This window comes from Rubripirellula tenax, assembly GCF_007860125.1.
In the GTDB taxonomy this organism is placed as follows: Bacteria; Planctomycetota; Planctomycetia; order Pirellulales; family Pirellulaceae; genus Rubripirellula; species Rubripirellula tenax.
The window spans coordinates 229,190-249,923 of record NZ_SJPW01000005.1 but is presented as its reverse complement, the minus strand read 5'-3'; the positions used below and the strand labels follow the sequence as shown (position 1 = coordinate 249,923).

Below are 20,734 nucleotides of genomic sequence, written 5' to 3'. Positions count from 1 at the left end.
TGTTTTACGCTCGCCCAGCTGATGCTGACTCGCTCTTTTTCGTGTGCGCCGCATGCGGGCACGGTTGCACAACACCGGATGGCGACTACTCCTCGGTCGACGTTGTTGCTGCAATGGCTGCCCCGAATGGCTGGATGCTCGCAGTTGCCTCTGATGTTCCGGATGCGGAATCCGTTGGTACGATTCTCGACGAACAGAAGTCCAACGACTACCAATCGCTCATTGCGCATTATTCCGGCCTGATTCTGCGTGGGCCGGTCGCCTAACATGGTTTTTACGCTGAGGCCTTCGGCACACCTTCCATGTTTGGCAACGCGGGCTCGCATTGGTAGAATCTATCGTAATTCAGGCATCGTTCGCTTCGTTCAGGGCGGTGTCGTAAAAACCTTCCGTTATCCGCCACTCCGCAGATGCCTAAAAACGTAACGATCAAATCCGACTTGGGCGTTACGCTGCTGGCAACGTTGTACGGCGAGTCTCGCGATGCGATCATCCGCATTTCGCCAGATGTCGCTGGCCCAACGTCCGGCCTCGACAATCACGCACCGGCCGCTGACCTTGGTTATCTCTGGTTCCGCGACGTTCATGACTGGCCAATGGTCACCGGCTCGCTAGATGTCGTGGTTGCCTCGACTCCAGACGCTGCGGAGCGAATTGTTTATTTCCTGCTTGACCGTCTACTCGATACCGACGAACAGGTTCATTGCCGGATTCAATTGACCGAACCCCTCAACACGCTTGTTCAGACCGGCGAAGAAGACATCTTCGTTGACGGCCGTGGGTAGCTCCGTGGCGGATAACATGGTTTTTACGCTAGGCCTTCGGCACACCTTCGTTGGTAGGCAACGGGCGCTGGCATTGGTACAATCTTTCGTGATTCAAACTCCACCGCTTCGTTCAGGGCGGTGTCGTAAAAACCTTCCGTTATCCGCTCGCAGATGAACTCTCCCGTAGCACGAGAACTTCGGCAACTCGCACTGGACGTGCTTATCTGTCTCGTCCTCTTCGTCGTTGCGTGCGCTTTCGCGGGAGCCGTCCAGCAGTTCATCTTCCCGAACATTGACTGGCTCTACATCGTTTGGTTTGCGATCGGGATGCTGCCCGTCGTTTTCTACGCTCGCTACCGTGGCGTTTGCAATTTCGACAAATGGGACGTTGTGGCATTCTCTCCGTTCCCACTTGTCATCGCCGGTGTTGATGCGCTGATCCCAAATCAAATCTCGCCATTGATTGCCGCCTTCGTCATGGTTTACGTAGGTGGTTTCATACGCCGCTTCCTGCCCGCGCGTAGCGGCGGATAACATGGTTTTTACGCTAAGGCCCTTCGGGCACACCTTGGCTCTTTGGCAACGGGCCATGGCCTTGGTACAATCTTCCGTAGTTCAAGCATCGTTCGCTTCGTTTAGGGCGGTGTCGTAAAAACCTTCCGTTGTGTGACGCAGATGATTGATTACTCCGTTATCGCTCAAACACAGGAGCTTGCGTTTGAGAACTATCAGGTGTTAACTCTGGTCTCCGCCCTTGCCGGCGCCGTTAGGCCCAATCTGCGTGCCGTATTCGTAACTTGCTCGTCACCAGACACCGTTACTGTTCACTTCGCCCTTTCCGCCGATACGCCCGAGGATCGTGAGGAGATTGCTGACATTATCTTCGAGCTTGAGGCTGGCCAGCTTGACCCATTAAATGTGACCTGCAATTCAGAGGTCCACGTTCACAGCGATCATATACAATTGCCATCCAACCTTGGGCGCCCTGTCTTTATCCGCAATTCGCCTCAATTCACGTAACCCCGCGCGTAGCGTCACACAACATGGTTTTTACGCTAGGCCTTCGGCACACCTTCGTTGGTAGGCAACGGGCGCTGGCATTGGTACAATTTCTCGTAATTCAGACGTCGACCGCTTCGTTTAGGGCGGTGTCGTAAAAACCTTCCGTTGTGCGGCTCACTCGAATGAAATTCAACATTTCGCACTTGCTTATGCTGATCGTCATCGTCGCACTCGCGATCGGATGGTACGTCGATCGTTCTCGTCTGCCTGAAGGTGTTGCTCTTCCGGAAGACCCGCTGTTTTCGGCGATAGAACAACGACTCGGACGCCCAGACGCATTGACCGGCAGCGGTCGCGCGTTCCTCCACTACGATCTCCATAACGGCGATCGTCTGACACTGGCTGTTTCCGGAAACCAGATCATTGGTGCTCAGCATGACCATAAGCCGAAGTAACGCCGCACAACATGGTTTTTACGCTAGGCCTTCGGCACACCTTCGTTGGTAGGCAACGGGCGCTCGCATTGGTACAATTTTTCGTGATTCAAACTCCATCGCTTCGTTTAGGGCGGTGTCGTAAAAACCTTCCGTTAGCCGCCACGAGTTTTCCCTTGGTCGAATGGAACGACATCTCTGATCGAGACTCGCTTCTCTTCGACGGCACCTTCACTGACGAACCGTCCGTCGCCGATGCGCTTCGGCAAATGCTTGACTTCGTTCGGACGCGATTCATTGGTTCTGGCAATGCGGAATCGTTCGACCTTCTCCTGCTTGAGGTCGGCCTCCATACTGGTCGCATGATACTCGCACTTACGACCGCTGATGCTCACGCACTTGGGCGTGCTGACGGTTGCTCTCTTCGCTTGCAATCACTTCAGGATGCGTGGTACGACGCCGATGACGCAGGACTGACTGATGATGCATTCACGGACACTGTCGCTGCCCACATCCGCAACGTTGGTACTTTGTTTCGCGATATCCTGCCCGATTCCTTGCCCGACATGCTCGCTGGATCATCAAGCGATGGTTTCACATTTACTCTCTACGGTGGCGATCAGGGCGTGTCACTCATGAACCAACACTTTCCCCGCTCCAGTGGCGGCTAACATGGTTTTTACGCTAGGCCTTCGGCACACCTTCGTTGGTAGGCAACGTGCGCTCGTATTGGTACAATTTCTCGTGATTCAAACATCGTTCGCTTCGTTCAGGGCGGTGTCGTAAAAACCTTCCGTTGGCGGTCAATCAGTGGCAATCAAAATCGACATTTGGTACCGCCTCCGCGACGCCGACTCGGATGGCCACCTTTCGCTCACGCCTGAATCGTACTTTGACCCTGTCGATACACACGAAACGTACGAACAGGACGGCATACCTCGCTTCAACTTCACTTGGCAATATCTCGACGTACCCCGCGATCGACTGCTTTGGTCAATCGAGCGTCGGGCTGGCACCGAGGATGACGCTACTTTCTCAACGCAATACTTCGACGGCGGTCGAACCACCGTCAACCACCGTTCCGACCCAAATGGCTACGAAGAATTGATACACGCTTTTGACTTTGGTGGCACGTACTTTACTGTTCGATCCTTCAAGCAACCGGATGGTCGATGGGTTGCTCACATGGCAACGCACGCCAACAGAGAAACGGACGCTGAACTCTACGCCTTCCCCGCTGACACGTTCTCTCTCGCCGAATCGCTAAGCCTGAAGCTTGCCGCAATCGCAGCGCAAGATTGACCGCCAACATGGTTTTTACGCTAGGCCTTCGGCACACCTTCGCTTGTTTGGCAACGGGCGCTGGCATTGGTACAATCAATCGTGATTCAAACTCCACCGCTTCGTTTAGGGCGGTGTCGTAAAAACCTTCCGTTGTGCGGCAACTCCCGTATGGAAATCATCCGCATCACCGATCAGCAAAACGGAACTCTCACCGAGTTTTACGCTCGCGAGAGCGATGGTTACCGCAATCGTGGTTCCGACACCAACGCTGACATGCTCGCAAGCATGGTTCGCCTGCTCGACGCGCTTGCTGCCACAGATGGCCCAACGCTCTTTGGGGTTACGTCACACTTCCGCTTGCGCTTGCTGAACATTGACGACTATCGTGCCCCAACGGTTGCCACAATCCAATCTGTGATCGACGGGCCAAAGACATTCGGCTTCGACATCGCCTATCCTATGCCCAACAGCGACTCACCTTGGGACAATGCGTGGGTTCATGGGCTTGCATTCGACACTGAAATGGCCGTTCCAATGGTGCTTTCGGCGATCCGTAACTCAGCAAACAGCGTGTAGCCCATGCTCGTGTTGCCGCACAACATGGTTTTTACGCTGAGGCCTTCGGCACACCTTCCATGTTTGGCAACGCGGGCTGGCATTGGTAGAATCTCTCGTAGTTCAGACATCGTTCGCTTCGGTAACGGCGGTGTCGTAAAAACCTTCCGTTGGGCGGACGAGATGTTTGTTTCCGCAACCGCCAGAACCGAACTCGACTTTGACGCAATCGCGACCGATTTGCGCCGAGCGTTTCCAGACTCCACCGTGATCTCCGACGACTACTACGCAACACGCCTCGCCGGCTACACTCGTATCGCCCGCGAAAACGGAATGCCCCTCGATTGTGCTCCGATTCGCTGCCTTGAACGCAACGCCGCGGAGCATGGAGTGTGTCGCCATCTGTCGGTAGTGGTCGCTGCTGGTATCACGTTCAACACTCGAATTGACAAACTTGGTTTGCTGGCCGTTACCCATGATTCTGACGACATCTCCGACGCTGAACCTCTTCTCGTGATTCTTCGGGGACATTCTCTCGAACTTGAGACCTCCTAACAGCTTCACGCCGCCCAACATGGTTTTTACGCTGAGGCCCTTCGGGCACACCTTCCTTGTTTGGCAACGCGGGCTGGCATTGGTACAATTCCCCTGATTCAAACTCCACCGCTTCGTTTGGGGCGGTGTCGTAAAAACCTTCCGTTGTGCGACCTCAGTTAATGACAGCACAGGCACCTGACAAACTCCGGAACGATCACCCTCGCATTGACTTGCGCGGCCTTCGACTGTTTGGGCTGTTGCGTCAAACGCCAATCGCTGCTCATCCGTTCGACGTCGCCGAACTCACTGATACATTCGACTACCCCACACCACCGACCGCCCCGGCGATCCGCCGGTTGACGTCGCTAGGTCGTGGCTACATCGCCCATCACATTCTCAATGCCGACGGAACACTCACTGTTACACACTTTGAAATTCCAGACTCCACTACTTCGTCGCGGGTCATTGTGGAACGTGTTGACGAACCGGTTACCGGAGATTTTTGGCTCGTAATGCGATCAGGATTCTTCGACGATAAAACTACCTACATCCCGTTTCGCACTGGCAAGCTCGTTGAGAATCAATCGAAATGGGTGATTTTTCCGTAGCACGCCGGTCGCACAACATGGTTTTTACGCTAAGGCCTTCGGCACACCTTCGTTGTTTGGCAACGCTCGCAGGCATTGGTACAATTTCACTTAGTTCAGACTCGCTCGCTTCGTTTAGGGCGGTGTCGTAAAAACCTTCCGTTGTCCGTCCCTAGGTTTCTCCAATGCCCAAATTTGGTTGCCGCTGCGGACACACAATCTCTCTCGTTTCCGTTCCGTCGCCTCACGAAGCAAACCTAATCTTTGATCCAGAGTTCGACGAACTGTGCAATCGCCGGACCGCTGCAATTGACGCCTTTCTTGCCGCTGTTCGCGATGGCAAACGCGATCTGTGGATCACCGAATTCTACAGACGGCCACCGTTTGACATCTCTGACGGCTCAATTATTGACGACATTATCACCCGCGAAGACGATTTCTCGTTGGCGATCGTTGTTTGCCCCGAGTGCGGGCGGCTCTACCGACAACGTAAACACGGTGAAAACGAATACGACTGCTATGTCCCCGAATCGACCGATGAATAGCGCCGCCGGGACGGACAACATGGTTTTTACGCTAGGCCTGCGGCACACCTTCGTCCTTTGGCAACGATCGCTGGCTTTGGTACAATCTCCGTAGTTCAGGCATCGTTCGCTTCGTTCAGGGCGGTGTCGTAAAAACCTTCCGTTGGCCGACCTAGACCATGACATTGGTTGCCGAATTCGTTGATCCAGACATCTTCACTGTGGCAGGCGTTTTCTCCGCCGCAGAATGTTCCGCGCTAATCGACCGCGCTGAGTCCATCGGGTTTGATGCCGCATCGGTGCGCACGCATTCTGGCCCCAAGATGATGACCAACATTCGCAACAACGATCGTGTCAATCTCGACGACCCCGACCTTGCTGCCCTGATGTGGTCTCGTATTTCGCACGTCCTGCCCTCGATCGACGATCAACACGCCGTTGGCGTTGACTCCCAGCTTCGTTTCTACCGATACGAACCCGGTCAGGAATTCAAACGGCACAAGGATGGTTCCGTGACTAACGACGCTGGCCATGTCAGCAAACTGTCGTATCTGATCTACCTCAATGGCGACTTTGACGGCGGCTCAACTACGTTTCGCGACTACGATGGCAAGGGTGACTCGCGACGCAAAATCGAACATGTGATCACACCGATTGCTGGCTCCGCATTGCTCTTTCGCCACCAACGCTGGCACGAAGGTTCCGCGCTCGTATCGGGTCGCAAATATGTCCTTCGTTCCGACGTTTTCTACAGTGCGTAGGTCGGCCAACATGGTTTTTACGCTGGGCCTTCGGCACACCTTCGCTTGTTTGGCAACGGGCGCTGGCATTGGTACAATCAATCGTAGTTCAGGCATCGTTCGCTTCGTTTAGGGCGGTGTCGTAAAAACCTTCCGTTAGCGGACACTAGCTTTTTTCATGGGCACACACATTGACGTCTTGTTTGCCCGCGACACTTCGCTGTCCATTGACGCCCTGAACACGCGCCTGAACAACACTTTCAAACAGCTGCAACCCGACCTCAACGTTCTAGCTGCCACCGCATTCCACTCTCGGGACACTGCAACTTGGGACTTATCGCACTTTCCGCGAGATGGCTCCGAGCCTGAATACATATTCGCGGAGGGTCCGCATGGTTTCGACGTCAACATCTACACACATGTTGCGACGCTAGGGTCCGCATTTCGTTTTCGGCACCTGCATGCCCCGGAATCCCAGGTAGCTAAACCGTTACAAAACATTGTTCATGCCGTTGCCCGGAATCTCTCCGGTAATCTGACGTTTATTGCCGTTGCTGGTGGCATGGGCGGCTCGGACCATGTGCTCGATCACGTTTACTACAATAACGGTGACATCGACTCGGCCGCACAGCTGCTGATCGAGCAACACGGTGATCCATGCGGATGTTGGGATGACCTGAACGGTGACTCGAATGGCTGGCTCTTTTGTGATTCCCGTGTCCGCTAACATGGTTTTTACGCTAGGCCTTCGGCACACCTTCGTTGGTAGGCAACGGGCGCTGGCATTGGTACAATCTCTCGTGATTCAAACTCCACCGCTTCGGTAACGGCGGTGTCGTAAAAACCTTCCGTTGTCGGTCGCAGGCTTAATCGGTGGCAATCCGCACAAAAGGCAGAGCATCATTTGACTACAACGGTCGTCCGTTCGTTTGGCACGTTGTTGATGACTGCGTGCTGCGCATTGCTTCCACTGACAAACAATTCTCCGTTGGATACGATCTGATTGGGCACAATCGTCTGCTTGCGGTAGCTGGCCCCGAATTCATCGGCGTCCCCAAAACGGTTCGGCGTCCCACGTGGATTGTTCCACCCGAACTGCCGACCGAAATCGGCGGTCGCACTGTTCGCGTCATCCTCGACTGGTGTTTCGACCCGAATCACGAAATCGTCCACTACGTTGGTCCACCAAGCACTACCGTCCATCGCGCATGGGACTCGCTTGACGCGGAATCTTGAATCAAACCGTTTTGGCGGTTCAGCGACCGACAACATGGTTTTTACGCTAGGCCTTCGGCACACCTTCGTTTGTTGGCAACGTGCGTTGGCATTGGTACAATCTTTCGTGATTCAAACTCCACCGCTTCGTTTAGGGCGGTGTCGTAAAAACCTTCCGTTGTATGCCCCTAGTCGATATGGCGCTGTCAAAACGTAATTCCAAACCGATTACGATTGACGACGTCGAGTTCCGCTGGGCCGTCTCCGCTCGTTCGCAAGCCGTCACCGAAATGGTGACCGTCGTGGTGCAGCCGCCCGATAACGGCTGCCGCCTCGCTGTGACCGTCCCATGCCGTGACTATTGGCTCAACATTCAATCTCCACCGGCTGCGTCGTACAACATTCACGCGGTCACTCCGGGATTCGTACGCCGGATTACCGACGACGCCCGTGCGCTCGGCTGGCAGCCGTTCTCATCTGGCCCGCAATTCACCGTGTCTTGCGTGGTCGCCGAGGCCCGCGGCAACGCTGGCGAGACTTGTCACGCTTGCTGGCAATGCCCCGACTGTGACCACTGGTACTCTGACGACATTGAATTTGGTGAACAACCACCGCTAATGTCATCCTGTGGCCGCTCCAAACATCATTCTGGCGGGCGCTCAACCAATGTCATACTTTTCTGGTAGCGCACCGGGGCATACAACATGGTTTTTACGCTAGGCCTTCGGCACACCTTCGTTGGTAGGCAACGGGCGCTGGCATTGCTACCATTTCTCGTGATTCAAACTCCACCGCTTCGGTAACGGCGGTGTCGTAAAAACCTTCCGTTGTCGGTCACTCATCAAATGCGAACGCCAGACGAAATCGCTGCTGAGCTTGCCGATACGATTCGGCACATTTACGCCCGGCCGTCGATGTACGCGCGACCTGACAACATCGAATCGACACTCTGGAACTTTCACTGGGCATGGGCAATCGTCTACGAAACCGAACAGCTTTTTCGCGACACGCATATCGCCAAACTACGCGAATTTGACGCGGCATCGGGCCTCGTCTCGCGATTCAAGGGCGATAATCCCGATGCGTCCGATGACGACGCGCAGACATTTGCGTTCCAGCACTGGCGCGAAATCTCTGCCGCAATGAACGTACCGCTGGATTCGTAGTGTCCGTGACCGACAACATGGTTTTTACGCTAGGCCTGCGGCACACCTTCCTTGTTTGGCGACGTGGGCTGGCCTTGGTACAATTTCCGGTAGTTCAGGCATTGTCCGCTTCGTTTAGGGCGGTGTCGTAAAAACCTTCCGTTGTACGCCAGAGACCTCAACCTACTTGGCTGGCCATGCCGCTTGACTCAATCAACTTCAACGCGTTCACTTTCGACAAGTACTTCTGGGAGGGCAAGCACGCAATTCCATGGCTCGCTGCGGTTGTCGAAATCGTAATTGACGGCGACCCTACACGTATCCCTGACACGCAACGTTCAATACTCGCTTTCGTCCACGACCTGCCTAGCTCGACCCGCGAAACGCTTCAGCAGTACATTTACGACGAATATCAATCCGAAATCTACGGCGCTTACTCCGGTGGCGATGATGTCACACCTCCGATTTCTGGGCCAACCGACATCTGGAACCTTATTTCTGAACCGGGCGTCGCAATCTCCGACATTGCAGAACCCGAACGTCACTTCGTCGTCTCGTTTGAGTGCGTATGGGATCCCGAACACGGACTCTCGATTCTATTCAATGATCGCGGTGAACCCGTAGACATCGGCGGGCAGGGCGACCACTTCTAGGCGTACAACATGGTTTTTACGCTAGGCCTACGGCACACCTTCGTTGGTAGGCAACGGGCGCTGGCATTGGTACAATTTCTCGTGATTCAAACTCCACCGCTTCGGTAACGGCGGTGTCGTAAAAACCTTCCGTTGGCCGACGCAGGTGCAATGAAACGCAAACTGTTACTCGATCACGCCAATACGTTGTGCCAGATGCTCTACAGTCGCCGACTGGAACGCGATCGCGACATTCTAATTGCACTTCCCGCTGGAACGGTGACCGTTGACGTGCTGACTGGCGCGGTTTCGCACGACACCGCTGGGCATCTTGACACTGCATTCGGTGATGATTTCGCCGACTGGTTTCGCGAAAAACGCGATGATGCTGGCATCCCTGACGACTACATTGTTTCTGCAACGCTGACCATCGCAATCGACCCGGCACGTCCACACCCGTCTGATTGGCTCGGCCCGTTCGATCGGTGGTCGCCAAAATGCGATATCGTTACACGCGACCGCACCTACGCTGCGGAGATCGGCGAACTCGGCGAGTTCCGCCCGATGATGTGATGCGCGTAGCGTCGGCCAACATGGTTTTTACGCTAGGCCTTCGGCACACCTTCGTTGGTAGGCAACGGGCGCTGGCATTGGTACAATCTATCGCAATTCAAACTCCACCGCTTCGGTAACGGCGGTGTCGTAAAAACCTTCCGTTGTGCGGCGAGGCTCTCTCCATTGGCAAACGATTACGAATGCCCGTCGTGCAAACTTGGATTCTGTCTTGGAACGTATCACCAAAACATCCACGACGATGGCTACTTCGGACGCACGCAGTGCGTTTGCACCAATTGCGGACTTCAGCACTCTATTCACCGTCCGATGCCCGATTCGGACGTGACGCCCACATTGGAATCGCAACCCAATCTGCTAATTGACGCGTTCTTTCAACGTCGATCCGTCCGCAGGCTGCGCTGCCCATATCCTGACTGGTCGCATCTCACCGCGCTAACGCACATGGAAATCGAAAACTTGTGCTGCCAACGTTGCGACACCAAAACCCTGACATCTGAATGGCCGCGAGACGGTGCTCCTTGCCCCAACTGTGGCGGACACCTTCCCGCTGAACCCGTTTGCACATGGTTCACGTAATACCGCTACACTCGCCGCACAACATGGTTTTTACGCTAGGCCTTCGGCACACCTTCGTTGGTAGGCAACGGGCGTTGGCATTGGTACAATTTCTCGTGATTCAAACTCCACCGCTTCGGTAACGGCGGTGTCGTAAAAACCTTCCGTTGTGCGGCAACAACCTATGGAGAAGTTCAACTTTGCCACGGCATGGATTTTCGCTTCGGTGACCGCCGAGGGTGGTGTTGACCTTCCAATGCTCATTGGGACGGCTGACTCTCTCAATCACGCGATCCCAACTGTTGGCGAAATTTCTCGGTCGCTCAAAGCTTTGCATATTTGCGGACTGGTTGAAATCGCTGATGGTCGCATCCAACTCACGGATCACGGTCGCACCGTTGCTGATGATGGCTTTGGTCGACGCGGCGGACGCTTCTCAATCCCGGACAACATGCGCAAATCGCTCGATGCGGCGACCCATCCCACAATCGAAACGAAACCCGATCTCTCCTTCGTCACCGATGAAACGGTGTCCGCCGCGTTCCAAGAATACCGCAAGATGCTGGGAACCTGATTGGCACTTCAGTTGCCGCACAACATGGTTTTTACGCTAAGGCCCTTCGGGCACACCTTGGCTCTTTGGCAACGGGCCATGGCCTTGGTACAATTCCTCGCAGTTCAGACATCGCTCGCTTCGTTTAGGGCGGTGTCGTAAAAACCTTCCGTTACGCGACCTACCGTAGAGTCGATGCTTACGTTCCTTCTCGCAATCGCTGTCGACCTGCTGACTGGTTCGACCCGCAAGGCACTGGAGGCCGTGGAGTCCTTTGAACGTCCACCTGTATCACCGTCAACGCGGTGGCTGCGAACGACCGCGCTGCTGTTCTTTCTGCTGGCGTCTGGGTGCCTGCTATCTGCTGGCGTCATCTTCGCTCTAAACCCAAACAACGTCGCCAACGAGTTCGTCGGTTGGACTGGCGTTGTTTGCCTGCACGTCTGCCTGCTCTGTGCTTTTCGCTACTCGTATGTCAACTCCATTTCGTAGTTGCCGGTCGCGTAACATGGTTTTTACGCTAGGCCTTCGGCACACCTTCGTTGGTAGGCAACGGGCGCTCGCATTGGTACAATACTTCGTGATTCAAACATCGCTCGCTTCGTTTTGGGCGGTGTCGTAAAAACCTTCCGTTGGCGGACACAGAATGGATACCTTCATACCTGTTATCCGCAAGATCCTCGTCATTGGCATCTGGATCTACGTCGGATACCAAATGCTCCCCGCTGCACGCTCAACTGATCGCAATGGATTCCTTTGGTACTTCATTGGTCTCTTCTCGTTCTACATCCCTTTTGCGCTAATTGGCTTTGTCCCGCCTGTGCTTATGCTCATCGCGATGAAGAACGGTGTCGCGATTCCATCCGCCGTATTCAACACGGTTGGCGTTGGTGCGTTCTCTTTAGGCGTAACGGCAGGCTTTGCCTGCCTGCACCGTGCGCGATCCGCCGCATTGGCTCCGCCCCGGTCGTAGCGATGCCCGGCAGCGTAGTGTCCGCCAACATGGTTTTTACGCTAGGCCTTCGGCACACCTTCGTTGGTAGGCAACGGGCGCTGGCATTGGTACAATTACCCGTGATTCAAACTCCACCGCTTCGTTTGGGGCGGTGTCGTAAAAACCTTCCGTTATGTGCCGCAGTCTTTCGGTGCGCGAACCTTGGGCACGAGTTCGTGTCGTCCACTGATATGACCAGCTACCTCGCACATCACACCAAGAAAAAACAAATCCTCGCCCGCAAAGAGGCGGCACTTCAGCGTTTGATCGACTCCGCTGCGCCAGATCGCAAACTGATTGCTGCCGCCGAAGAGGTGCGTGATGCTCGTATTCGCGTGCTACATGTCCAGCGATCCGTCATTGTTCCCAAAGGTGACGCCGATACTCAATACGCCAAGATTGACGCAAAGATCGAACGAATTGCTGAGACAACAGCGATCGCAATCCTTTCGGAATTCGGCTGTGCGATTGATGCGGATGGAGACGTCACTGGTCGTGCAAGCGGCACATAACATGGTTTTTACGCTAGGCCTTCGGCACACCGCTGTCGTTTGTTCAAGCCGCCCTCCGGTGGTAGAATCTTTATTAGTTTAGGCATCGCTCGCTTCGTTTAGGGCGGTGTCGTAAAAACCTTCCGTTGTGCGGACTAGCGTAAACAAGATGTCAGCTCCAACCGAGATTCAATACAAGCAGCTCGAACGCCTGCTAGCCAACCTTGAGATGGCGATTCCCGTGCATTGTCGCCAGCACGAAGACGGTTCCGTGCAGGTTGACGCTGGAAACCCGTACGTGATTCGCGACCGCGATCAAATGGACGCTTTTCTCAATGACGTCATGGACATCAACACTGATGTCGAGCCTGATGAACTGTTCGACGAATTCCTCGGATTGCTCGACCCGTACTGCGACTACTGATGGTCCGCCGCACAACATGGTTTTTACGCTAGGCCTACGGCACACCGCTGTCGTTTGTTCAAGCCTCCATCCGGTGGTAGAATCTCTCGTAGTTCAGGCATCGTTCGCTTCGTTTAGGGCGGTGTCGTAAAAACCTTCCGTTGGGCGACCTACCCGAATAGATGCTCAAGCTTCAATCCATCCAAGACTTCCACGACGTCAGCGACGCTTCGGAACTCGCTGGCCTGCTGGAGCGTCTCATCGCGCCGGACGGCACCGGCGCGTTCTGGCTCCACCGCGATGGCGAATGCGAACTGGCGCTATTCCTCAACGGACGCCGCGCTGCTGTATACCGCTCCACAGATGGTTCGTGGTCGTCCACTCCACACGCATCGGACGATGACTGCGAGCAGTTCCGACTCGAAAACGGCCAGATTGACGACTTTCCACTTTCTCAATGCGTTCCAACGGCGGATGGCATCGCGGCGTTTCTCGCTACGGCCCGGACTGGACAACTCTCTGGCAACATCGCGTGGGATTGACCGGTCGCCCAACATGGTTTTTACGCTAGGCCTTCGGCACACCTTCGCTCTTTGGCAACGGGCGTTGGCTTTGGTACACTTTCAGGTAGTTCAGGCATCGTCCGCTTCGTTCAGGGCGGTGTCGTAAAAACCTTCCGTTGGCCGACCTAAGTTTTCCCTATGTCCTGCCGTTGCTCCGAATTCGCTGACCTTGAACTCGAACGCGAGCAGATCAAGCAACGCAGCAAGCAGTCGAAGACGCTTCTCGCCGACCTATCGTTTGTCGTTACCCACGAGGACGTCGAGCACGCCCTCTATCGCTGCGATTCGTGCGGTTGCCTCTGGCAACGCGCATTGGCTTGGAACTGGGGCAATATCGAATACTTGTTCAAAATCCCTGCGATCACCTCGGACGACTGGCTCGTCCTGCCCTTCGTTGACCCCGATTCAGTGCTCATCTGGGTCGCCATGATGGAACGATTTCTCACACAGGGGACATTTGAGCCGTCTGGTAATCCTTGCCGCCGCGACGGCTGCGAGCGCCCCGGCATTAAACTCTCGGTAAACTGCCTCGTGCATCACATTGAATCGGTACAACGCTTGGGCAACCTGCCTGCTACTCCGGATGGTCGCTGGCTGCCGTGCTATTCCAAGGTTTCGCCCGACTCACTCGACACATACGTTGCGGGCTTGCAACCGTAACAGAACGCCACGGTCGGCCAACATGGTTTTTACGCTAGGCCTTCGGCACACCTTCCGCGTTTGGTCACGCGGGCTGGCCTTGGTACAATCTTTCGTAATTCAGGCATCGTTCGCTTCGTTCAGGGCGGTGTCGTAAAAACCTTCCGTTGTTGGTCACAGGTCTATCGTGATGGTTGGCATCCCGGACACGTTCCCTATAACGCACGACGACTATCACGCGAATCACATCGGCAGGCTTCTGGACGGTCGTCAGTTCTTCCTTACGAATCCATTTGTTCCCGCGATTGGCGATAGCGATGGTAGCGAATACATCGCACTATTCATATTCGATCCCGCCGGCAACTTGCTCGCAGCCCAAATCGACAGTCTCGGCCCCCGAAAATCACTGGACCAAAACGCGGCATCAAAACTCTACGAAGATCGCTTGGCGTCACTCTGTGATGCTCAGTTCACCGATATCCGCATCGCACCATTCAAAACCGTTCACGAGGGCGTTGAATTTGGACTTATTCCGCGCGAACGCAATGACGAAGAGGACGTTCCTGCAATCGAAATCCAACCCGGCAACTACATGGCGTTCTTTGAACCGTGGGACGGCGAATACTATACGTAGTGGAAACCGTTATCGCAGTTCAGTGACCAACAACATGGTTTTTACGCTAGGCCTTCGGCACACCTTGGCTCTTTGGCAATGGGCCAAGGCTTTGGTACAATTTCTCGTAGTTCAGACATCGTTCGCTTCGTTTAGGGCGGTGTCGTAAAAACCTTCCGTTAGCCGCTCGCAACCGATGACTGACAATCCCTACCAGTCACCACAACCCAACTCCAGCGATGGCGCTTCCCCAGAGGTCGATTCAACGCCACCCCAAGCCAAGCCTCGGACGGGCGCTCTGGTCACACTCGCCCTCGGATGGAACATTCCGATAATCACAAACTTCTACCTGCTATTCACAGGTGCGATTTCCGATCGCACATCAGACCTACTAATGGCTAGTTGGGCTGCGACAATTCCATTTTTCGTCTTGGTCTTCGCCTACACTCCGTCCATACAGCGCTGGCTGCTAACTAGTGTCTGTCCAGAAATCGCATGGCCGCAGGAATTACGACTAATTTCGAAGAAAAGCTCCCCGAAGATCGAACCCGCAAGCGGGTTCGCGCGTTGGAATTGTTGACTAAAAGCAATTTCAAACGCGCGTTTGAAATTGCTTTTAGTCAACAATTCCAACGCGCGAACCCGCTTGCGGGTTCGATCTTCGGGGAGCTTTTCTTCGAAATTAGTCGTAATTCCTGCGGCCATGCGATTTCTGGACAGACACTAGCTACGGGAAAACCGGGAAGTTGTTTCGAGACAGTTACTAAATCATTGATCCTGAAACTCAAACGCACCGATGTCGCGCGTTCCTTGTATCGCTTGACCTCGTTGGTCCGTTGGCAGATCGTTGTTGCTGCCGGCATCGATCGCGGGACTGTCTTTTAACAACGCTCGGGTCTTGGTCGGACCGCCATTGTCGGCAAGCGGGCCAAGCAATGGGTCGACGCCGGTTAGATTGTTGCCGCCGTCAATGTACATGCCTTCGCCCGACCCGATGATGGAGTGTGAAATCGTGGCTTTGAAATCGCTGATCGTGCGAACATCCATCGGTTTTCCATCCACATCAATGTTGCCGGAAAAGAGGCAGTTGGTGACATTGACCTGACCAGAAAAGGGGCCAGCAGGTTGCTGGTTGCAGTACAGGCCACCACCGCGATTATCAGTAAACGTGCAGTTCTGAATTTGCAGATTGCAGCCTCTCTTTGTCCCACCAACCGCACCGCGGTCGCGCGATCGGTTGTTTGCAAAAGTGGAATTGACAATTTTCATCGACCCGCTACATAGAATCACGTTCGCATCGCCAGAATTCCCATCGACGCGTTTGTTTCCGATGAACGAACACGAATCGATCGAGGCTTCCAACGCTCCATACGCGCCGATGGCTGTCCCCTCGTTAGCAGAATTCTGTTCAAACGCACATCGAACGACTTCCAATACCGAATCGCTCGCAGCGTAAAGCATGTTGCCCGAAGCGGTGATGACATGATTGTTATCAACGCGGCAATCCGCCAGTGAAAGCGACTCATAGACGCTGATAATACTGGGGTTGGTTTGAACATGGACCGGTTGGTCTGAAAAGCCCGCCGTCAAACGCATGCCCGAGATTGAAACGGTTGCACGATTCTGTGCTTCGCCATCGTCGATGATCAACAGTCGGTGCGCATCGGATCCGCTGAGGGAGAGTTCTTTCCATCCCGGACCGACGATCGTGACGGACTTGTCGATGTGAATCGGCCCCATTCTCAACTCGATCGTTCCAGTGACCGAAAACTCGATCGTGCCACCCTCGGCGACAGCGATCACCGCTTCACGCAGCGACACACGATCGTCATCGGGCAGATAAAAATCGTCCCCCAAATCATTGACGACGATCCGTGCTTCCGAAGAACCTGTTTCGATCTTCGCTATGCTCCGGCGATGACGATAGATCGCATCTGCTGACTCCCGCACGATCGGCAATAGCGCTGGATTGGGGGCACTCGTTTTGGTCTGAACGCTTTTTGCAAGATCAAGCGAAAGGTTTTCGATCGGCTGATTGTTGGCGAGTTGGCAAAGTGCCGCGAGCGATCGGGCGGTAACGAGATCGGTCAAGCCAAGGTCAGCGGCGGTCTGCAGAGACCGCTGCGCAGCGTCGAAATTGCCGATTCGATACTGGGCTAAGGCGTGGACCAGAAGGTAATCCGGATCGCCAGGATTTTTCTGGATCGCCTGTTCGGAAATCGCGAGTCCTCGCTCGGGATCGTGCGTTTTGCGCTGTGGATCGCAGACGAGATCTCGAGCCAGCCCGTGCATTTTCTGATGAGAAAATTCATCATTAGTCGGCAAGTTCGTTTCGAGTGACTCGACTTTCGCGAGGGCCGCAAACGGAGCCAAATCACCGTCTCCATTCTTGTGAGCCGACGGCGCTAGCCGCGCGTATCCCGACAACCCGTGTGCAGAACCCGCGGCTAGCGCCGTCGGCTCAGGATTTGTTAGCGACGGCAAAATGGCTGCGGACGTCTGTACAACACTGAACTTTTCAAAAACCGATTTCGACTCGGCGTTCAGCGGCATCGACAACAACTCGCGTCCGGTTGGCACATCCCAGACTTTGACCGACTGACTGTCTGCTGACATGAAACGCGAATCGTCTTCATTGAATCCGAAAATGATTTTTGACGGAGCATCTTGGAGTCCGCGAAGCGTTTGCAACCTGGTTTGTTGATCGGCATCCCAAATGATGATGGTTTGATCGCTGCCACCGGTCGCGATCAGTCCGTCCTGATTGCTCCAACAGACTCTTTGGATCAGTTCACCGGGATCATGCCCGTAAAAGTGCGCGAGTTCCTTGCAAGCTTGCGTGTCCCAGAGTTTAAATTCTCCGCCACTGGCAGTCACAAACCTGTCGCCGGTGGGACTCAGCGAAACGCCCACATGCGCAGACTCGATACTTCCGCTCTTTGCCTTAACCACGTTGGCGTCGACGAGAAAACTCTTGATGTCCCCCGTTCGCCCACTGAAAAGCGACACCACTCCTTTAACCGACGACACAACGAAGTCGCCACGACTGTCGATCTGCGGCTTCGTTTCGCTGAACGCACCGGCCTGGCCAATCAAATCCCAGCTTCGAGTGTCAAATACAATCTGCCCGTCGTCGCCATATTGCTTTTCTTCAAAGAAGACAGCGCGATCCACCTTCGGAAACCACTTCGCCTGAACCGGCCCTTCCTTGGGCGAAAGACTTGCCATCAGTTGCCCGGTCTGGGCGTCCAACACGCTTACGTTGTGGTCCTGTTGTACCCATCGCCAACGACCGTCCGGGCTGACACCTTCTTGGTCGAGACTTGCGTTAGCAGGCATGGGCACCAGATCATTGTTTGGCGTCCAAAAACGAATGGCACCATCATCACCGCTGGACGCAATCAGTTTTCCCGATGGATGTGCAGCCACGGCGAGAACGTTTTTCATGTGTCCACGGTAGGACACGATCTTTTCTCGCGACTCTAAATCGTAGACATCAACGCGCCCGGCACGATTGCCGACAATCATCTGCTTGCCATCGGGTGAAAACGTGACGGCATCTGCGGTGGTCAGATCAGACGTTCGAAATAACAGCTTGGGAAGACGCTCGCCGCGATTGACTTCAAAAAGGGAAATTCCGATCGAGACGTTTCCCACTGCGATCCGTCGCCCATCAGGATGCCAACACAGGCAGCTTAGGTCGTTAAAAGAGTTCAACACCTGGACGTCGATTTGCGTTTGCATTTCGCAACCTGCAAAGACAATGGTGACGCCCATCTTGGGTCCGCCCACGGCGATGGCATCGCCCTGAGGTCGAGCCAGCATCCAATTGGCGCGAGTTTGGTTGCCGTCTTGGTGTTGCAGTATGAATTGTGTGAACCGTTCCAATGCGAAAAATTCGCCGGCAGGATTCTTTGCTGTTGGTGCGGACCCAACCGTGATCAAGTTGGGGAACTTGCCCCAACCGACCGTGCTCAGCACGGCATCGCCGCCCGCAACGCGAATCGTTTGAACGAGTTCACAAGTTTGCGTGTTCCAAAATCGCAAGTCCGAATCGCCGCGGACGGTCGCGACTTCGCTGTCGTCATGACTGAGCGCGAACCGCTGGATCCCCGGCATTTCGATTTTCTTGATCAACTCACCCTGATGATCCCAGATGAACAAACCACCTTGGCTGCCGCAACCGAATAGACGCGTCCCATCGGCTGACCACTGCAACTGATGAAAGAAGCCCTCGAAGTTGGTCAGCATGGTTTCCGACTGATTCGACAGTGACAGCAGGTAATGCCACTCCCAGCCACGAATGTCCTTTTCATCTTGCTTGGGCTGCTCGTCTTGCTTGGGAACATAGCGGCGTAGCGCCGTCTGCATCCGCCGCACGTCACCATTTTCCCAGTCCTGATACGACTGCCGAATATCGGCAAAGTAGGCGTTCTGGTTGGCCGCATCACGTTGACGATTGGCCCGCTGCGATTCCGCCGTTTTTTCCATCGCCAGTTGGGCTTGCGCTCGTTCCTGCGCCCGAAAGTGAAACGCGGCGAACGTGGAACCGATCGCACCGCAAACCAACAACAATGCGATCGCAGCAATCGACGATGCCAACGAGGCATTGTTGTTCGACCACAACCACAACCGTTCCGCCGCACCGACTCGGCGAGCCCGAATCGGGCGACCGTCCAAAAAGCGTTCCAAGTCGTCCGCCATCGCCGCAGCGGTGCGATACCGCCTGCGTGGCTCCTTCTCCATCGCCTTTTCGACGATCGTCTGCAAGTCACGGGGAACGCGGGTGTTCAGAGACCGCAGCGACGGCGGACCTACTTCTTGGATCGCGGAAATCAAACTGAGTCGATCATGTCCAGCAAACGGCGACTGCAGCGCCAACATCTCATAGAGGGTCACGCCCAGCGAATACACGTCACTGCAAGCGTCACAAGTACCCGCAAAACGTTCCGGTGACATGTAACGCAGCGTGCCCACAACGTCACCGTCACGTGTCAAGTCGACGTCATCGGTTTTGGCAAGTCCAAAGTCCGTGATCCAGGCGACTCCTTGAGGATCCAAGATGATGTTGGACGGTTTGATGTCGCGATGAACGATGCCTCGCTGGTGAGCGTGCCCAAGACCATCAGCGATCTGACGTCCGATGCGCGCGATGTTGCGAAAGAACGGCTTGGACTGCTGGGATACGCTTGTCGTCGCGGAACTTGTCGTAGTGGAACTCGCCAAGAGTTGCGGCTTGATTATTTCATCACCGAAAGTCTTCGCGACTTCCGCTACGGTTGGTTCGGCTTCCTCGGGCAAACCGTGACGTGATTTTGATTCATCGTTGTCGCGAATCTCGCGTAGCTGACGAATCACTTCGTCAAGCGAATGGCCTTCGATGAACTGCATCGCATAGAAACAGTGCCGCCCGTCGTTGCCGACCTCGAACACTGGCACAATGTTGGTGTGGTGAAGCCCGGCCGCTGAACGGGCTTCCAACTGAAAACGAGCCAGCGAGTTCGCATTGCCGAACGAATGCTCTGGCAAAACTTTCAAGGCGACTTTTCGCGACAAAGACAACTGCATCGCTTCGTAGACGACACCCATCCCGCCACGTCCCGCGACACGAAGCAATCGATAGTCAGCGATTTCGGGCAGACCGAATTCTTGCTCGGGCAATGGTTCCGCAGGCTTTCCAGCCGCGAACGACTCAGCACCAAGACCATGCAGAAGACGTAGCGTTTCCAGCATCCGCCGGAGCGGCACTTCGATGGCAGGGTTCGCAATCACGGTGGGATGCGAGGCGACAAACGCATCGATGTCCAAAATCGTTCCGCTACGTACCGCCAACAGAAACTCATCAGCGATCTCATCCACTAAGACATCAACGTCAAGTGAACGATCCGAATCGGCATCTTCGGGTCCCGGATCTGTCATGGTTGA

27 protein-coding genes are annotated in these 20,734 nt (G+C 54.8%); 22 read left to right on the top strand and 5 right to left on the bottom strand.

All coding sequences use genetic code 11. From position 1 onward, the window contains the following. Positions 1–113: 113 nt before the first annotated feature. The 8 genes from Poly51_RS30585 (at position 114) to Poly51_RS19105 (ending at position 4,063) form a co-directional block, all read left to right on the top strand. Positions 114–266, top strand: coding sequence for a hypothetical protein (locus tag Poly51_RS30585; protein ID WP_186775672.1), 153 nt, complete (start codon positions 114–116; stop codon positions 264–266). A gap of 144 nt (positions 267–410) precedes the next feature. Then, on the top strand, positions 411–785 hold the full coding sequence (locus tag Poly51_RS19135; protein WP_146459391.1) for a hypothetical protein: 375 nt from the start codon (positions 411–413) through the stop codon (positions 783–785). A gap of 153 nt (positions 786–938) precedes the next feature. Then, entirely contained in the window at positions 939–1,301 is a 363-nt protein-coding gene (locus Poly51_RS30580) for a hypothetical protein (RefSeq protein ID WP_186775671.1), read from the top strand. A gap of 141 nt (positions 1,302–1,442) precedes the next feature. Further along, positions 1,443–1,787 (top strand): hypothetical protein, encoded by a 345-nt coding sequence (locus Poly51_RS19125; RefSeq protein ID WP_146459389.1) that lies wholly within the window; start codon positions 1,443–1,445, stop codon positions 1,785–1,787. A 191-nt stretch (positions 1,788–1,978) separates the two neighbouring features. Beyond that, complete coding sequence (locus Poly51_RS19120; RefSeq protein WP_146459388.1) at positions 1,979–2,224, top strand: hypothetical protein; 246 nt, start codon at positions 1,979–1,981, stop codon at positions 2,222–2,224. A 155-nt stretch (positions 2,225–2,379) separates the two neighbouring features. Continuing rightward, positions 2,380–2,874 carry a hypothetical protein gene (locus Poly51_RS19115; protein WP_146459387.1) on the top strand — a complete coding sequence of 165 codons (495 nt, stop codon included), beginning with the start codon at positions 2,380–2,382 and terminating at the stop codon, positions 2,872–2,874. A gap of 139 nt (positions 2,875–3,013) precedes the next feature. Then, complete coding sequence (locus Poly51_RS19110) at positions 3,014–3,505, top strand: hypothetical protein (protein ID WP_146459386.1); 492 nt, start codon at positions 3,014–3,016, stop codon at positions 3,503–3,505. Positions 3,506–3,655: 150 nt separating this feature from the next. After that, the gene (locus Poly51_RS19105; RefSeq protein ID WP_186775670.1) at positions 3,656–4,063 is read left to right on the top strand and encodes a hypothetical protein; all 408 of its coding nucleotides are present in this window, start codon (positions 3,656–3,658) and stop codon (positions 4,061–4,063) included. A 102-nt stretch (positions 4,064–4,165) separates the two neighbouring features. On the opposite strand, the gene Poly51_RS30575 is transcribed toward Poly51_RS19105, so the two are convergent. Next, positions 4,166–4,573, bottom strand: coding sequence for a hypothetical protein (locus Poly51_RS30575; protein WP_186775669.1), 408 nt, complete (start codon positions 4,571–4,573; stop codon positions 4,166–4,168). 263 nt (positions 4,574–4,836) lie between these two features. On the opposite strand from Poly51_RS30575, the gene Poly51_RS19100 reads away from it, so the two are divergent. The 4 genes from Poly51_RS19100 (at position 4,837) to Poly51_RS19085 (ending at position 7,157) form a co-directional block, all read left to right on the top strand. Further along, positions 4,837–5,187, top strand: coding sequence for a hypothetical protein (locus Poly51_RS19100; RefSeq protein WP_146459384.1), 351 nt, complete (start codon positions 4,837–4,839; stop codon positions 5,185–5,187). A 164-nt stretch (positions 5,188–5,351) separates the two neighbouring features. Next, the gene (locus Poly51_RS19095; RefSeq protein ID WP_146459383.1) at positions 5,352–5,711 is read left to right on the top strand and encodes a hypothetical protein; all 360 of its coding nucleotides are present in this window, start codon (positions 5,352–5,354) and stop codon (positions 5,709–5,711) included. A 158-nt stretch (positions 5,712–5,869) separates the two neighbouring features. After that, on the top strand, positions 5,870–6,451 hold the full coding sequence (locus tag Poly51_RS19090) for a prolyl hydroxylase family protein (RefSeq protein WP_146459382.1): 582 nt from the start codon (positions 5,870–5,872) through the stop codon (positions 6,449–6,451). A 157-nt stretch (positions 6,452–6,608) separates the two neighbouring features. After that, positions 6,609–7,157, top strand: coding sequence for a hypothetical protein (locus Poly51_RS19085; protein ID WP_146459381.1), 549 nt, complete (start codon positions 6,609–6,611; stop codon positions 7,155–7,157). Between the two features lie 173 nt (positions 7,158–7,330). On the opposite strand, the gene Poly51_RS19080 is transcribed toward Poly51_RS19085, so the two are convergent. Further along, positions 7,331–7,702 (bottom strand): hypothetical protein, encoded by a 372-nt coding sequence (locus Poly51_RS19080; RefSeq protein ID WP_146459380.1) that lies wholly within the window; start codon positions 7,700–7,702, stop codon positions 7,331–7,333. A 788-nt stretch (positions 7,703–8,490) separates the two neighbouring features. Between Poly51_RS19080 and Poly51_RS19075 the strand changes: the two genes are divergently transcribed. The 3 genes from Poly51_RS19075 (at position 8,491) to Poly51_RS19065 (ending at position 9,995) form a co-directional block, all read left to right on the top strand. Continuing rightward, entirely contained in the window at positions 8,491–8,811 is a 321-nt protein-coding gene (locus tag Poly51_RS19075; RefSeq protein ID WP_146459379.1) for a hypothetical protein, read from the top strand. A 176-nt stretch (positions 8,812–8,987) separates the two neighbouring features. Next, positions 8,988–9,443, top strand: a complete 456-nt coding sequence (locus Poly51_RS19070) for a DUF6985 domain-containing protein (RefSeq protein ID WP_146459378.1) — start codon at positions 8,988–8,990, stop codon at positions 9,441–9,443. A gap of 150 nt (positions 9,444–9,593) precedes the next feature. Next, positions 9,594–9,995, top strand: coding sequence for a hypothetical protein (locus tag Poly51_RS19065; protein ID WP_146459377.1), 402 nt, complete (start codon positions 9,594–9,596; stop codon positions 9,993–9,995). A gap of 87 nt (positions 9,996–10,082) precedes the next feature. Here Poly51_RS19065 and Poly51_RS19060 read toward each other — a convergent pair whose 3' ends face one another. Beyond that, positions 10,083–10,289, bottom strand: coding sequence for a hypothetical protein (locus Poly51_RS19060; protein WP_146459376.1), 207 nt, complete (start codon positions 10,287–10,289; stop codon positions 10,083–10,085). 448 nt (positions 10,290–10,737) lie between these two features. Between Poly51_RS19060 and Poly51_RS19055 the strand changes: the two genes are divergently transcribed. From Poly51_RS19055 to Poly51_RS19020, 7 genes are all read left to right on the top strand, one after another. Next, entirely contained in the window at positions 10,738–11,127 is a 390-nt protein-coding gene (locus Poly51_RS19055; RefSeq protein WP_146459375.1) for a cell division protein FtsQ, read from the top strand. Between the two features lie 625 nt (positions 11,128–11,752). Next, complete coding sequence (locus tag Poly51_RS19050) at positions 11,753–12,079, top strand: hypothetical protein (protein ID WP_146459374.1); 327 nt, start codon at positions 11,753–11,755, stop codon at positions 12,077–12,079. 197 nt (positions 12,080–12,276) lie between these two features. Beyond that, a complete protein-coding gene (locus Poly51_RS19040) occupies positions 12,277–12,612 on the top strand; it encodes a hypothetical protein (RefSeq protein ID WP_186775668.1) in 336 nt (111 codons plus the stop codon). 148 nt (positions 12,613–12,760) lie between these two features. Continuing rightward, positions 12,761–13,015 carry a hypothetical protein gene (locus Poly51_RS19035; RefSeq protein WP_146459371.1) on the top strand — a complete coding sequence of 85 codons (255 nt, stop codon included), beginning with the start codon at positions 12,761–12,763 and terminating at the stop codon, positions 13,013–13,015. A gap of 161 nt (positions 13,016–13,176) precedes the next feature. After that, positions 13,177–13,536, top strand: coding sequence for an Imm1 family immunity protein (locus tag Poly51_RS19030; protein ID WP_146459370.1), 360 nt, complete (start codon positions 13,177–13,179; stop codon positions 13,534–13,536). A gap of 159 nt (positions 13,537–13,695) precedes the next feature. After that, on the top strand, positions 13,696–14,217 hold the full coding sequence (locus Poly51_RS19025) for a hypothetical protein (RefSeq protein WP_146459369.1): 522 nt from the start codon (positions 13,696–13,698) through the stop codon (positions 14,215–14,217). 169 nt (positions 14,218–14,386) lie between these two features. Continuing rightward, a complete protein-coding gene (locus Poly51_RS19020; RefSeq protein ID WP_146459368.1) occupies positions 14,387–14,830 on the top strand; it encodes a hypothetical protein in 444 nt (147 codons plus the stop codon). A 420-nt stretch (positions 14,831–15,250) separates the two neighbouring features. Here Poly51_RS19020 and Poly51_RS19015 read toward each other — a convergent pair whose 3' ends face one another. Next, positions 15,251–15,514 (bottom strand): hypothetical protein, encoded by a 264-nt coding sequence (locus Poly51_RS19015; protein WP_146459367.1) that lies wholly within the window; start codon positions 15,512–15,514, stop codon positions 15,251–15,253. A gap of 63 nt (positions 15,515–15,577) precedes the next feature. Continuing rightward, positions 15,578–20,728, bottom strand: coding sequence for a protein kinase domain-containing protein (locus Poly51_RS19010; protein WP_146459366.1), 5,151 nt, complete (start codon positions 20,726–20,728; stop codon positions 15,578–15,580). Between the last annotated feature and the right edge of the window lie 6 nt (positions 20,729–20,734).